The organism is Thalassobellus citreus, from assembly GCF_044385915.1.
Classification (GTDB): Bacteria; Bacteroidota; Bacteroidia; order Flavobacteriales; family Flavobacteriaceae; genus Thalassobellus; species Thalassobellus citreus.
The window spans coordinates 1-15,520 of the sequence record NZ_JBISCC010000126.1 but is presented as its reverse complement, the minus strand read 5'-3'; the positions used below and the strand labels follow the sequence as shown (position 1 = coordinate 15,520).

The following is a 15,520-nucleotide window of genomic DNA, read 5'->3' as shown; positions in this document are numbered from 1 at the left end:
TCACTATCTGTTAAGCTCACTTAAGTGCCGAATTAATAAAAACATTTGAAAAATAAGTAGATGAAATCAAAAATTAAATTTTCAAACAAAATCATTGCAGTGTTCTTAACACTCAATTTTTTAACTTCAATAATTCCAGTTAATTATTTGTTTGCTAATAATAATGGTCCTGGGTCACCTGAAGCAGCAGGTTTTGAGCCTGTTGATGCAACAGATATGGTGAATCTAACTAATGGAGATTTATCTTACGTATTGCCTTTGATGTCTGTAGAGGGATTTCCTGTTAGTTTATCGTATCATGCAGGAATGACAATGGATATGGATGCCTCTTGGGCTGGCTTAGGTTGGTATTTAAATCCAGGGGCTATTAATAGGTCTGTAACTAATACACCAGATGATTGGAAAAGTGGTATTGGTATTAATTTTAATTCCTTCTATAAAGAAACAAAATATTTTGGAGTTTCTGTTGAATATGGTTTGCCAGGAGCTGCTTCAGTGGGTGTTGGTCTTAACTGGGGAGGTGGTCAAGGTCTCTCCGGCTCAGTAAGTGCTGCATTTGGTTTAGATGCTGCAACAGGGGGGATGTTCAAAGGAGGAGGCTCTGCAAGTATAAGTACTACTGGAGATGCTAGTGTAGGTTTGGGCTATGGTATAAATTTAGGAGGAAACCTTAATGCAGGTGCAAGTGTTTCTTACTCACTTAAGAATCAATGGAATTTATCAGGGGGATAGGTTATAGTTTGGGAAATAGTGAATCTTATGTAGGGGCAGGGATTTCTAGTGATGGAGGTCTAAGTATTGGTGGTTCAGGAGGAAACAAAACAAATAATACTAAAAATAATAATAGTGGTAATTCTGGTGGAGCGGGTATGAGTTCTCGTAGTTTTTCATCAGGAGATGCGAGTGTAGATCAACAATCAACGGGTGTTGCTTTACCTCTTCATGTTATAGGAATTCCAATAACTTTAGGTTTCAGAAAAACTAAAGTTAAAATTAATATTAAAAAAGGGTTCTTAAATGAAGAATGGGGAGCATTGTATGCAAATAGCTATAATTATTTAGATAAAAGTGCTCAAATATATAACCCATCGCTAAATTTTAATGAAATGTTTTCTGATTATGCAAGAAGAACACGTTCTATGGATGTGTATTCTACAAGATTACCACAGCCAGAAGAAAGCTTTATTGCAGATAATTCAAAGGATATTGAAAATATAAATTTCACTTCTTTGGGGTATGATAGTTATAATGTAGCAGCTCAAGGTTTAATGGGTAATATGACGCCTCATGTTTTTCAAAATGCTACTATTTTTGGTAAAGGTCAGCGTTCAAAAACTGAACCAGGAGATGATATTCATGTGTTTTGGCATCATGGACTTAGTAGTAATGCAGTACAACGTCAATTAGGAAGACTGAATGAAAATAATAGTACAACCTATAGTAATAATGATTTCTATTTTAATTTTGATGGACAATTTACTAGTATTGAAAAAAACGATGCTTCTGGAATTATTTCTAATAGTGGTAATACAGCAACGACTATTAATGGTTTAATTAATGAAGGAGTACATAGTGGAACATCCAATTATAGCAATAATACCTATCACGGAAGAGCTAAATCACCAAATTATGTTGAAGTATTCACTAATAAACAAATTGAAAATGGTCATGCAGCTCTAAGAGGGTTAATTAGTCCAGCTACTATACCTAATAGCGATAGAGATAATGTAGCCAAGTTTGATCCAGATGGTATTGGAGCTTATAAAATAACATCTCCAGATGGTAAAACATATCATTTTTCAATACCAGTATATCATTTTGAACAAATTCATCGTAGTCAGATTGATGGACAAGAAGATGCTTCTAATAATATAGCTAATGTAAATGAGAAAAGACAATATTCACGTTATGCGACACATTGGTTACTAACAGCAGTAACAGGTTCTGATTATTATGATTCTAATAACAACGGGCAATTTGATAAAACAGATTATGGGTATTGGGTAGAATTGGAATATGGAAAATGGTCTGACGGCTATGTATGGAGAACTCCTTATCAAGATGGAATCTATGAATATAGTACAAATTTAAAAAATGAGATTGAAGATAAAGATAAAGGAGGCTATTCTTTTGGAAGAAAACAATTGTATTATTTAGATAAAATTAATACACGTAACAGAACGGCACTTTTTGTTAAAGATATTAGATATGATGCTTTAGGTAAAGATTTAAAATTTAGATTTTCAAACTCAAATAATAGTAGAAAAACAAATATAGGTAATACGGGAGGTGGAGCAGATCCTTCGAGTTTAAATTACACAGATGATAGTGTGTATGTTAGAGAGGATTTCAATGATGTAGGTGTTTCTTATAAAAGAGAATATTCTTTAAAACTATCAAAAATTGTATTAGTTGATGGAGATATAGGTAAAAACCTTTCAAAAAATACTTCAGGGAGTTTATTTGTAGGATATACACCTAATGATACTTGTACTCCTCATTGGGAATCTGAAGATTTTGAGCATGTATATGGACCAAATTATTCATATAATATTCATAACGAACAAGGCGTTTTAGATGTTAATGATGTAACGGAGTCTTTTATCACAAATAATGCATTACAAGTAGTAGAACTTAATCATTCTTATAAGTTAGCAAAAAACTCACCATCTTCATTAGATGCGGTTAATATGATAAATAATTCCAACACCGCTTTTGGAAAATTAACATTAAAATCTGTCCAAAAAAAAGGAAAAGGAGGCTTTACTTATATGCCTCCAACATCTTTTAATTATTATTTAGAAGATATGCCTAATCATGCTTTTAATTCAGTTGCAGGGAATAATCCTCATCATAGTGATATTGAAGCAGCGGTAACATCAAGAAAAAGTAAAGTAGATGCTTGGGGGTTTTTAGAAGACACTAATTATTCAACGGATAACGAAATTAAGGCGTGGAGTTTAAAAGATATTACCATGCCTACTGGAGCCAAAATAGAAATTGATTATGAAGAAGATGATTATTGGACGGAAGCTTTTGCAAGAAGATATTGGGAAAATATACAGCTAGAATTTAGATTTATAATTGAAAATGGAATTAGAATTCTTGAATTTAGACCTAATCCAAATGATATATCGGCTAATGATATAGATTTTAGAGATTATTTTGGTTTTGGTGATAAAGCTTTTTTAGATGTTGTTCAAGATAGAAACCCTCCAGGGATTAATAATGAGAGGTATGTATTTGTTTCTGGAGCTTTTAAAGTGGAATCAGTATTAGAAAAAAGCTTAAAATTTCATCTTTCAAATTTTAATACCCATTCTGGAGTTAGAACAGAAACGAATTGCAGTCAAACCCCTTGGTATTCTACTTTAAGATATGAACTTTTCGGTGGATGGGAATCTCATTTTGTTGGAGTTGGTGGTAATTGTAATGCGGGTTCTGGAGACGGTAATAATACTCTAACTAAGTTTAAATTAATAGCTTCTAGAGTTCCGGAAGAAGAAACAGGAGGAGGCTTGCGAGTAAAAGAATTAAGAACTAAGGATATTGATAAAACCTATAAAGTAACTTACGATTACAATCATCCAACCAAAAACAGAAGTTCAGGAATAACGTCTTACGCTCCAGTAGATGGGTTAAAATATGTGCCATACCAATCAGAAATACCTGCTCCTGGGGTTATGTACGAGTATGTTACTATGAAAGAAACTTCTAATACAGGAGATTATGATTCTGAAACCCGATACAGACACCATGTATTAAAACCTGTTTTCAATATATTCAATCCAAACATAGAGATGGAAGCTCTAGATGCAGAAGCTTCTGATGAAGACAACATCTTTTGGGCTAATGTCACTGAAAATTATGGAGGACTTAATGGTGCTAATGCTAGAGATGTTACAGCAAAAAAGATTGAGGTTAATATTAATTCGGCATTGATTGGACAGATAAAATCTATTGAGAATTTAAATAGTGAAGGCCATGTTATGTTGAAAACTGAAAATCAATATATAAATGGGACTAAGCTTGTTAGCCAAGAGCCAAATAAAGGTTATACAAAAGAAACCTTCAATTCTATGAAGTCGGTTTTCACTACAAATACAGATGGAACTATTGTAAATGATGTAAAAAGACTTTTAAGCATATCCTCAAAAACGGAATATAATAATATGCTTAAAAAAACAATTACGACAGCTGGAGGACAACAATCGTATGTTGAATATTCAGATGTAGATCCTTGGTTAAGTAGTTTTAGAAAAAGCGAAACTACTATGGCAGATGGAACTAAAACACAATCCATAAGAGTTCCTGCTTATGATAAGTATACTAATATGCAATCAAAAGTCATAAATCCAACATATAAAAACATGCTTACTCAAGAAGCTATGAGTATTAAAAATGTTGAGATTGATGGTAGTTGGAAAACAGTTAACGCTAATGTAACGACATGGAAAGACACATGGGGTCATGTTGTAAATAATGGACAAACAAATACTTTAGGAGGCTTGTGGCGTAAACATCAAAATTTTGTATGGAAAGATAATGTAGATACTCATGGTACCTATGGCAGAGCCATAACTTCAAATAGTTTTAATTGGGGTATAGGAGCCATACAGACCAATACGCAATGGCAAAGAGTATCAGAAATTACTAAGTATACTTTATGGTCTTCTCCTGTAGAGACCATGGATATAAATGGCACTTTTGCAGCCTCTAAAATGGCTGATAATTTTAGTAAGACTATTGCAGCAGGTAATGCTCGATATACTGAGATGTATTATAGTGGAGCCGAATATGTATATAAAGGTAATACGTTTGAAGGAGATGTATTAGGAGCAAATTATCGTACTCAAGAAGAAGCGCATACAGGAAGTTGGAGTGTAAAAAACACAAATACATCAAATAAAGTATTCGAAATTAACAAGGCAGTTAATAGCGATATTAGTTTAAATGCATTACGACCAGGAAAGTATCGCGTATCATTTTGGGTTAAAGAAAATAATGCATTAAGCAATGCAGGAGTTACTTTAACTGTAAACGGGAATGTGAAGACAGCATCTGAAACTGTTGATGCAGGATGTTGGAAACAATATAATTATACAGTTACAGCTTCTGGAACTAAATTAAACTTAGATGTAAAAGCAATAGGAACCATTGATAATTATTTTGACGATTTTAGAATGCACCCAATTGCATCTACTATGAGTAGTTATGTGTATAACCAAAACACCGATGAACTTATAGCCATATTAGGAGCAAACAACATGGCTTCGGTATTTTGTTATGATGCAGCAGGAAGATTATGTACATCTTACGCAGAGGTTGCTAATCAAGGTAATAATATAGGAGGTTTTAAGGTTTCTAGTAAAAATAAATATAATTATCAAGGTATTCAAAATAATTATGCAGGATGCGATTGCATTGTAGACTATTGTAATGATAACGATTTTGATAAAGATGGTGTTTTAAATGCCAGTGATAATTGCCCTAATGATTTTAATCCAGATCAAGCTGATGAAGATAATGATGGTGTTGGTAATATTTGTGATATGGTTAATGATTATGATACCGATGGAGATGGTGTTTTAAGTGATAATGATAATTGCCCAAGTAATTATAATCCAAATCAGGAAGATGATGATAATGATGGAATAGGAAATGTTTGTGATACGGTTAATGATAACGATACTGATGGAGATGGTGTTTTAAATAGTAATGATAATTGTCCTAATGATTATAATCCAAATCAGGAAGATGACGATAATGATGGTTTAGGTAATGTTTGTGATTCAAATAATAATGAAAACGATGTAATAATTACAAATAACGATTTAATTTCTTTTTATTATGTTAATGAAGGTTTTACAATTGGAATTTTGACCAATGATATTATACCTGATAAAGAGCAAGTTAAAATTGTTATTGTACAAGAACCGAAATATGGAACTCTTAAGATTATAGAAGCCGCCCCTCTTAGTACTCGTAATGATTATATATACTATAAAGTTACAAATTTTCATAACAATTTTTCAGATTCCTTTACCTATAAGTTAGAACATACTGACGGGTATAGTAGTAACGTCTCAAATGTAAATATTGTTTGGAGAGCCAATCCTTAAGATTTTTAATATGAAAAATACAATTATAAAAATATTATTGATATTTCTTTTGGGTACAGTTTTAGTTTGTTCACCAACTAGCAATAATGATTCAGATGATGATGGCATTTTAAATGTGAATGATAATTGCCCTAATAATTATAATCCAGACCAAGCAGATGAAGATACAGATGGCATAGGAAATGTTTGTGATTTAGTTAACAATAATGATTTAGATGGTGATGGTATTTTAAACGATAATGATAATTGTCCTAATCATTATAACCCCAGTCAATTAGATGATGATAATGATGGTGTGGGTAATGTTTGCAATCCAAATAATGAAAACAACGATATAATCATTACAAATGACGATGTAATTTCTTTCTACTATGTTAATGAGGGCTTTTACATTAGAGTTTTAACCAATGATATTATACCTAATAAAGATCAAGTTGAAATTATTATTGTGCAACCACCGAAATATGGAACTTTTAAGGTTATAGAAGCTGACCCTCTAAGTATTTATAATGATTATATATACTATAAAACCACGAATTTTCATGACGCCTTTTCAGATTCCTTTACTTACATGTTAAAACATACTGATGGGTATAATAGTAACGTGTCAAAAGTAAGTATTGTTTGGAGAGCCAATCCCTAATTTTTTTTAATATGAAAAATATAATTATAAAAACATTATTGGTGTTTCTTTTGAGCACAACTCTAATTTGGTCACAAGAAAACGCACCAAATCCATCAGATACTATAAACTGGATAAGTAGTGTTAATTACAATTTAAATGGAAATACGGTTTCAAAAAGTGTGGGATATTTTAACACTTTAGGTAAAGCAACTCAAAGCCAATCTTGGGATGTGTTGTCAGATTCTATTTGGACATCACAAACCATGTACGATTATCAAGGGAGACCCGCATTACAAACACTAAGTGCGCCAATAGGTAAAACTTTTGGTTATAAGCTAGACTTTTTTAGAAATAGTTCTAATAATCCATATACAACGGCAAACTTTGATTCTAGCCTAGAAAGCCCCAGTACTGTAGGAGGAACAAATCAATCTAATACATTAGGTTGGTATTATAGTAACTATAACTCACATGAAAAATATCAAGATGTAACATCTTATCCTTTTTCTCGTTCCATATATAGCAAATTAAATCCAGGAACAGTATTAAAAACTATAGGTGGCAATAAAGTAAAAGTAAACGGAACCGATAAATGGGTACAAGGGTATTCGTTTAATATGCCAGTAGCACAAGAGCTTCATTATGCTTTTGGAAGTAGTCATTTTCCATCTCAAAAAGTAACAGAAGACGTTTGTGTTTCACCTCCCTCTATAGCTCCTCATTATTATTACATGTATGATCTTGCACCTGTTAACATCGATGATTGTTCATTAAATACAGCTTCTGCTTTAATAAAAGTTAAATTAGATATTCAGCAAAATATCGAGTATCAAATAAATAAAATTTACAAGATAAATGTTATGGGTAGCGGTCTTGGTTATTATAAGATAATAAATAAAACCCAAGTAACAAACCCAAATATCTTTACTTTTTTAGGATTTGTATCATGTGGGCCATATAATACTTGTACAGATATTTATATTAAGGCAGATTTTATAAAAGCAACAAAAACAATAATGCGTGATGTTAACGGTATAGAATCCGTGGTATTTGCAGATAGTGATGGTAATACATTGGCAGCAGCACGCAGTGGTAATGAGGATAACCCTAATCGAAAAAAGTATAGTGTACTGTCTCCCATAGGAGCACAAGGTTTTGTAGATATACATATTCCTGTAGGATGTAATGGTAATATAAATTTTGTAGCACCTAGTGGCACAACATTCAATATTTTCGACCTTGTAACCGAAACCAAACTTAATGGAGACACCCCAATTACGGCAAGTTTCTATTATTTAAAAGCTGGTATATACAGAATAGAACAGGTTACCAGTTCTGCCGATAATAAACTTCCATATACTAAAATTAACAATGGAACTATAGACTTAGTACAACCTGCTACAAATGTAGCTGTTAGATATAACGTTAATTATTACGATTATAGTCTTAATTTTTATGATAAAACAGGTAGGCTTACACAAAGTGTACAACCAGAAGGTTTTGATGCTACTCTAAATTTAACCACGCCAACTCGTAATCACGCTTTAACAAGCACATTTGCTTATAATACGCTAGGGCAATTACAAAATGCCTCAAGCCCCGATGAAGGTAAAGCATGGTTTTTATATAGAAAAGACGGACAAATTCGATTCTCCATTAATACGAAACAGTGGGAAAACCAAGAATTCTCATACACAAATTATGATGACTTAGGAAGACCAATAGCTAGTGGTGTTTATATAGACGATATTTATGGAGATTATATAGAACCTTATAGTACTACTATTACAAATCCTTTTAAATCTGCTTTAAAAAATGTAGTTGATACAACAGGGCCTACAGATAATTATCCAGATAATCCTCAAGAACAGAATACAACACGTTACGATGAAGCTACAGGTTCTTTAGTAAATTATGTACATAGCGACTATACTAATCCAACATTTTTAGCTGGTAATGTTGCCATGACAGATAACGGCGACAACACTACATGGTATAGTTATGATGTGTATGGGCGTGTAAAATGGTTGGTACAAGAAATATCGGGATTAGGTTATAAAACTATAGATTATGAGTACGACTATGTTACAGGATCAGTCTCAAAAGTTATATATCAAAAGCATAATAGCTCAGATATGTTTGTACATAAATATAATTATAACAAAGCAAATCAATTAACAAGTGTAGAGACATCTACAGATAATGTAAATTTTACCGAACAAGAAAGTTATAAATATTATGAAACTGGAGCTTTAAAACGTAAAGAATTATTAGGAGGCATACAAGGAACAGACTATGTATATAACTTAAGCGGACAATTAAAAGCTATTAACCATCCTAGTTTAAGCCCTACTAAAGATCCTGGGCATGATAATAATGACGCTTTTGGAATGCTTATAGATTACAACCAAAACGATTATGCGCGTACCCAAAGAAGTAACATAACAAGTACTACTTTTGGTACCGATCAATTTAATGGCAATATAAAAGCCACACGTTGGAATACTTATAGCAATGCATTACCAAACGCTAAAGAAAACACCTATACATATCAATACAATAAAAACAACTGGTTGGAAAGTGCTACTTATGGAGAACATACTATAACAGGAAATACTACCAACACCAATTTGCAAGCCAATGTAAACACTACATCAGTAATAACTAATGGAAATACGCTTAATTTAGAAGCAACCAATAGCATTACTTTACAACCTGGTTTTCATGCTCAATCTGGTAGTAACTCTACCGCAAAAATATATACTCTAGCTGGTTTTAGTCAAAAAAATAATGGCGATTATAGTGTTAAAGGTATTACCTACGACTCAAATGGTAATATAAAAAGCCTTAAGCGTAACAAAAATACAGAAAATGGTAGTAATGCTATGGACGATTTAAGTTATGAGTATTATGATGATCCAATTGATGCAGATAATGATTTTAAACCCAATCAATTAAAGCGAGTAAACGATGCAGCAGGCAAGGTAGCAGGCGCAGATGATATTGGCGATCAAAACGGGAATAATTATAAATACAATAGTATTGGGCAATTAATAGAAGACCATGAAAATGCTACAGTTGAAGACCCAACCAATATTATTAGATATATATATAACGCTAGAGGTTTAGTTACCGAGGTATCTAAAAAAAATGTACCTTTGGTTAAGTTCTTTTATAATGATAGAGGACATAGAGTAAAAAAACAGGTTTATAAAGAGGGAGGTTCATTGACAAAAACGGAATACTATGTACGCGATGCAGCAGGTAGTGTTATGGCTATTTATAATGGTAATGCTATACAAGAGCAACCTATTTATGGAGCAAGTCGTATAGGTGTATATAAGCGAGTAGATGATAGCAGTTTATATCAACTTACCGACCATTTGGGTAATGTAAGGGCTGTAATTGGTAAAGACAGTAATAACAATATGCTAATGTTAAGCTATACCGATTACTATCCTTTTGGGATGCCAATGCCGAATCGTGATATGGGACCAAACCAATACCGTTACAAATACCAAGGACAAGAAAAAGATACTGAGACAGGGAAAGAAGCGTTTCAGTTGAGATTGTGGGATGCGAGGATTGGGAGATGGCTCACTACTGACCCTTATAGGCAGTATCACTCGCCTTACTTAGGGATGGGTAATAATCCAATTAGTCAAATTGACCCAGATGGAGGAAAGGCAGATGATTGGAAAAAAGATAAAAATGGAAATTATGTATATGATTCTAATTTAACTGCTGAAAATGCAAAAGATTTCTTAGGTAAAGGAGAAACTTATGTTGGTAAGTCTTATTACAAACCAGGTGAGTTTTATCTAATGGAAGGAGGACACATTTTTAATTTTAAAACAAATGAAGTGAGTAAAGCATTTGATGCTGGATTGCCCGAAGTGGTTATAGGTTCTTCTTCAACTCTTGCTAATCCAACAGAAAATGGAGTAATTAGAACTCAAGATGGACATGGCTCGGGTGAATTTCATGCAAGCAGAGACGGAGGTTCTAGACTTCATGCAGGTATTGATATAACTACTATTGTAGGTCAAGATATTACTGCTCCTATTGATGGTGTAGTAAGAAATTTTGTAGGTAGGACTAGTGGTATTCCGATGTTACAAATTTTTCCTTCAGATACTACTTTAGGAATCGAAAGAATAGACATTCTTTATGTTAATAGATTAAACAATATAAGACCTTGGGTTAATTATAATATAACAAGAGGGGAAACAGTATTAGGTACAGCTGCAGATTTATCAGGTTTGGGTTATCCTGCTACTATTACTCCTCACGTACATGTACAAATTCATAGTGGTGCTGAATTTATTAATCCAACTAACTTTTTTAATTTTGATTAATGAAACAATTTTTATTAATAATGATTTTTTTGATTATTTCTTGTAAAAATGAAGAAAAAAAAATATCAATATCCTCTGAAAAGGTTAATAAGGAAAAAATTCAAGATTCCTTATACTCTTTTTTAGACGGGGTTTATGGTTATAAGGGGCTTTATTCCAAATTTTCTATGGTAGACTGCCCAGATTATGTTGAATTCACAAGACAAGGTCTCTACTTTGGATATAATGATTGTGGTATGTCTTCTGCAACAGATACTATAGCTGAGAAGGGAAAGTATTATATAAATAACGAAGAAAATAAACTGATTTTCTTTGAAAGAAAGTTCTATCGTAAAGAATATTTTGAAAATAGTAATGAAGATTCGCTAATACTTAATATTAAATCAATTAGAGGAGATACTATAATAATTAACAAAAATGGAATTAATGTATATTATCTCCGAGCGGCTCCCTCTTATGATTAAAAGTGGAAAAAGTTATATTAAATACATCAATTCAAAATTTAGACAACCCTGAGAATTATGTGCCGATGGCTGGTGATATAGTTGTAATACAATCGTATGCAGGAGGAAGTGTGCATGGACATATTCAAATTTACAATGGGACTCAATGGGTGTCTGATTTTAAACAATCTGATTTTTGGCCAGGATCTGGCTATAGTAAAAATGAACCATCATATAACATATTTCGATAATTTTAAAATTTAAAAAATTATGTACAAATGGATATTTTTAATTCTATAAGTTTTTAGCTTTTCTTGTAAAAATGATTCAAACGAAAAAACTAAAAAAATAAAAGATAATAATTTAGAAAGTTCCAAAAAGCATAGCTTAGAAATAAGCACAATTAAAGAAAAGGAAGTGAAACTTCCACCAGAAATATCATTTATCACATCTTTCTACCAGAATTATATTTTTGAATTAGATAAAGTGAAGGCTACTCCTGGAAAAATTGAGGCTATTTTGGATAAATATTTTTCAGTAAAATTTTTAGAAATATATAATTCTTACGAATATTTAGATTATAACCCGTTCATTAATGGGCAAGATTACCCTGAAAACTTTATCAATAACTTAAAGATAAAAAATAGTGATACGAAATTAGAGAATAGATATATTATTTATCAAACATATAATGAAGTAGATTATGAGCTTCTTCAAATGGAGATAATAAGAAAAGAAGAAGATTTTAAAATTAATAAGCTATACCTTCCGAATGGTTCTGAGATGCTGTCGATGCAAAGTAACAATGATTAACTAAATACCCCTGATGGTGCTAGTTTATCAAAGTAATGGCTACCGCTAATTTACAATTAGTGGCAGCAAGAGTAAGAAATAAAAAGAGAATCCACATTTTAGAGGTAGAATGTAGTTTTTTTATGCGATAGATTTAATTAACGCATTGCGGCTCCCTTTCATGCGTAAAAGTGGAAAAAGAATACTAAATACATCAATTATTCTGTTTAGAAAAGCATTTTTAAGTTTAGGCTTTATGTTTTTTTAATTTGGGTTTTTGTAAATCTCATTAGGTGTATAGATAAGATATTCGTAATGTGGTCGTACATTATTATAATCATGAACAAAGAAATCAACTTCTTGAATAATAGTATTGGATAGTATGGGTCTATCTTGAAAGTATTGTAAATCGTCTAGATTGTGATTAATAGTTGAAGCAAATTCAGCACCCATGTATTTATCAGGATTATCCTGTTTCCAATAATGATCCGTAGAAGGGTTGATCGAAGCTATAAATTCATTCGGTAATAAATGATTTTCAATACCTAAAGAAATACAAATTTTAATAACAGAATGACAGGAATTATACTTTTTTATATAAGCAAATAAACGCAAAAATCTCTCAAAAGTAAGCTCAATATATTTTTTACAAGGACTTTCGAAAATTCGAAAAGTACAGGCAAAAACTTAATGGCTCGATGTTTATTAAGATATTAAAAAACCATAACTATCTGATAATCAAATTAATTTGATTCGATAGTAATTCATGAGAGGGAAGGGTTTTTCTTTGAGACTTTATCTTGGGGAGGGTAGCTTTTTGCAGGTTTGATAAAATAGTTGTAATGCTGAGGAAAATCATTAAAACTTCTATTCATCGACGGTTCATATTTACTGCCTACTTTAATTGTCTGATACTATAGTCTTGGGTACGCCTCCATAAAAATTCAAGGGATGTGCAGCAAGTAATCAGATCCTTCCGTTTTTGACTCAAACAGGCTCCTACATAAGTGTATTGACTATTGGGTAAAATGGTGATTAATATTTCTATAGGAATTTTTATAGAGAAAACTTAGGGAATCACTAAAGCAATCGTTATTTCTCTATTGCTTTTACTGCATTTAACGTCATATGTTTGTTCTGTACAATCAAAGTGAAAGGCCTTTTACTCATTATTAATTCTTAAACATAAAGATTATGAATGAGCAAGAAAATGTTGTGGAATTGTTGCAGGATATTAAAGGACTGCTTTCACATACCAAAAAAGTATTTAATATCGATGACCTTGTCAAATACACAGGACTATCCAAGAGCAAAATATACAAACTCTCGCAGTTAAAACTCATACCAACAGGTAAGAACAAACACATCCGTCAACTATTCTTCAGTAAAGCAGAAATTGATGAATGGCTTTTAGGAGAATCCAATCTGTCTGATGAATTTTTAGAATTGCAGTTCAATAAGCAGATGCTGCAAAATAGAAAATCAAGATTATGAAAGATGCAACATACATCCGAGTGGGAACGTGTTATTATAAATTAGTACAGGTCCCAACTATTGCTGGGCATTTTAACGAAATCATTATGCCATGGACATTGGAGACAATTCGACAAGACCATGGTAGAAGTTTTATTGGTACAATTAAAAAATATGATGGATTCACCTGTCTTCCGAGCCATGTTAATTTTCAACGGGAATGCCATGGTTTCTATAATACCTATGCTCCTTTGCCTCATAAACTTGAAGAAGGCGATTTTCCTTATACTTTAAAGTTATTGGATCATATTTTTGGTCAGCAGTTGATTATTGGGATGGATTATTTACAGTTATTATTTGAAAAGCCTACCCAAATACTACCCATATTATGTTTGGTATCAAAGGAGCGGTCTACAGGTAAGACTACCTTTTTAAAATGGTTAAAAATGGTTTTTGATAATAATTTAACTTATTTAACCAATGACAGCTTCAGTAGCCAATTTAATGCGGATTGGGCGAATAAGCTTTTGATCTGTATAGACGAGGTGCTTTTCAATAAAGAAGAATTGACTGAACGAATTAAGTACTTGAGTACAACCAATTTCAATAAACTTGAAGCCAAGGGCAAAGACAAAAGAGAAGTAGAGTTCTTTGGAAAGTTTATTCTTTGTAGTAACAACGAGGATAATTTTATTAAGATAGATAACAATGAAACTCGTTTTTGGGTATTGAGAATACCTTCCTTAAAAAAAGAGGAAACACAATTTCTTGAATACTTGGAATCAGAGATAGCTGCATTTCTTTACCATTTGCAACATCGAAAATTGATGAGTGCAAATAAAACCCGAATGTGGTTCTCTCCTTCACAAATTAAAACCAAGGCTTTGGAAAACTTAATGCAGAACAATAGAAATCGTGTAGAGAAAGAACTTGCTAGTATTCTTCTTAGTGCTATGGATACCTTGGAGATAGAAGAAATATGTTTATGTCCACTAGATGCTCTTCAGTTATTGAGCTGTACCCGTATCAAAACGGATCTTACCCAATTAAGGCATATTATTAAAAAGGACTGGAAGCTTACGAATCAAGAAAACTCTATGGCTTATAGGAAATTAATGATCTGGCAGGATGGAGGGATGGGTTTGGTAGATGCCAAGGGAAGATACTATTCTATAAATAAGGATTTTCTAACGGAACATTTCTGTGAAGTTTAGCTAAACGATGAAACGATGACAAAACGATGATGTGGAAGTGTATTGTTTACAGGCAATACGGGCGGATATTTATCATTTCTTGGAAAAACTGCTGATGAAAAGAAAAACAAGTCACCAAATATGTGCTTTTTTTGATGAAACGATGAGAGATAGTGCTAAGGCTAGTAAAAACAAGGGCTAAGGCTGTCATCGTTTTGTCATCATTTTGTCATCAAAAAAATAATGATGACAGGATAATGCTATGAAAAATTAATAATGCTGAAATGATGATGATTTAAAAAAAAACTAGTATTTATAAGACTTAACAAGTAAAATCATCAAATCATTAAAAAAATACCCAAAAACACATTGGCTTATGAAAAGAAAAATAAATTGTGAAACAGCCCGTAATTTTCCAGTGGAAAAAGCACTGGAAAAATTAGGACACTTTCCCAAAAAGACAACGGAAAAAGAAGCTTGGTTTCTGAGTCCTTTCAGGTCAGAAACCCAAGCC

Annotated in this window: 10 protein-coding genes; 9 read left to right on the top strand and 1 reads right to left on the bottom strand. The window is 32.3% G+C overall.

Annotated elements, in window-relative coordinates:
* The first annotated feature begins 60 nt into the window (after nt 1–60).
* From ACH5TX_RS12550 to ACH5TX_RS12520, 7 genes are all read left to right on the top strand, one after another.
* Nucleotides 61–732: a hypothetical protein gene (locus ACH5TX_RS12550; protein WP_439339844.1), complete on the top strand. Its 672-nt coding sequence runs from the start codon at nt 61–63 to the stop codon at nt 730–732.
* Complete coding sequence (locus tag ACH5TX_RS12545; protein WP_439339843.1) at nt 711–6,122, top strand: thrombospondin type 3 repeat-containing protein; 5,412 nt, start codon at nt 711–713, stop codon at nt 6,120–6,122. The genes ACH5TX_RS12550 and ACH5TX_RS12545 overlap by 22 nt, the downstream gene beginning before the upstream one ends.
* Nucleotides 6,123–6,132: 10 nt before the next feature.
* Nucleotides 6,133–6,765: a thrombospondin type 3 repeat-containing protein gene (locus ACH5TX_RS12540; RefSeq protein ID WP_439339842.1), complete on the top strand. Its 633-nt coding sequence runs from the start codon at nt 6,133–6,135 to the stop codon at nt 6,763–6,765.
* An 11-nt stretch (nt 6,766–6,776) separates the two neighbouring features.
* Complete coding sequence (locus tag ACH5TX_RS12535) at nt 6,777–11,105, top strand: RHS repeat domain-containing protein (RefSeq protein WP_439339841.1); 4,329 nt, start codon at nt 6,777–6,779, stop codon at nt 11,103–11,105.
* Nucleotides 11,105–11,569 carry a hypothetical protein gene (locus ACH5TX_RS12530; RefSeq protein WP_439339840.1) on the top strand — a complete coding sequence of 155 codons (465 nt, stop codon included), beginning with the start codon at nt 11,105–11,107 and terminating at the stop codon, nt 11,567–11,569. The genes ACH5TX_RS12535 and ACH5TX_RS12530 overlap by 1 nt, the downstream gene beginning before the upstream one ends.
* Before the next feature lie 2 nt (nt 11,570–11,571).
* Nucleotides 11,572–11,799, top strand: coding sequence for a hypothetical protein (locus ACH5TX_RS12525; protein ID WP_439339839.1), 228 nt, complete (start codon nt 11,572–11,574; stop codon nt 11,797–11,799).
* A 166-nt stretch (nt 11,800–11,965) separates the two neighbouring features.
* Complete coding sequence (locus ACH5TX_RS12520; protein WP_439339838.1) at nt 11,966–12,361, top strand: hypothetical protein; 396 nt, start codon at nt 11,966–11,968, stop codon at nt 12,359–12,361.
* Nucleotides 12,362–12,604: 243 nt separating this feature from the next.
* On the opposite strand, the gene ACH5TX_RS12515 is transcribed toward ACH5TX_RS12520, so the two are convergent.
* Nucleotides 12,605–12,955 (bottom strand): hypothetical protein, encoded by a 351-nt coding sequence (locus ACH5TX_RS12515; RefSeq protein WP_439339837.1) that lies wholly within the window; start codon nt 12,953–12,955, stop codon nt 12,605–12,607.
* A gap of 579 nt (nt 12,956–13,534) precedes the next feature.
* Here ACH5TX_RS12515 and ACH5TX_RS12510 point away from each other — a divergent pair.
* Complete coding sequence (locus ACH5TX_RS12510) at nt 13,535–13,834, top strand: helix-turn-helix transcriptional regulator (protein WP_439339836.1); 300 nt, start codon at nt 13,535–13,537, stop codon at nt 13,832–13,834.
* Nucleotides 13,831–15,027: a primase-helicase family protein gene (locus ACH5TX_RS12505; RefSeq protein WP_439339835.1), complete on the top strand. Its 1,197-nt coding sequence runs from the start codon at nt 13,831–13,833 to the stop codon at nt 15,025–15,027. The genes ACH5TX_RS12510 and ACH5TX_RS12505 overlap by 4 nt, the downstream gene beginning before the upstream one ends.
* Nucleotides 15,028–15,520 lie beyond the last annotated feature (493 nt).

Bases quoted from the DNA above. Each gene is read 5' to 3' on its own strand.
- ACH5TX_RS12545 (WP_439339843.1), top strand. From the start codon at position 711: ATGGAATTTATCAGGGGGATAGGTTATAGTTTGGGAAATAGTGAATCT.
- ACH5TX_RS12535 (WP_439339841.1), top strand. From the start codon at position 6,777: ATGAAAAATATAATTATAAAAACATTATTGGTGTTTCTTTTGAGCACA.
- ACH5TX_RS12510 (WP_439339836.1), top strand. From the start codon at position 13,535: ATGAATGAGCAAGAAAATGTTGTGGAATTGTTGCAGGATATTAAAGGA.
- ACH5TX_RS12505 (WP_439339835.1), top strand. From the start codon at position 13,831: ATGAAAGATGCAACATACATCCGAGTGGGAACGTGTTATTATAAATTA.
- ACH5TX_RS12540 (WP_439339842.1), top strand. From the start codon at position 6,133: ATGAAAAATACAATTATAAAAATATTATTGATATTTCTTTTGGGTACA.
- ACH5TX_RS12530 (WP_439339840.1), top strand. From the start codon at position 11,105: ATGAAACAATTTTTATTAATAATGATTTTTTTGATTATTTCTTGTAAA.
- ACH5TX_RS12550 (WP_439339844.1), top strand. From the start codon at position 61: ATGAAATCAAAAATTAAATTTTCAAACAAAATCATTGCAGTGTTCTTA.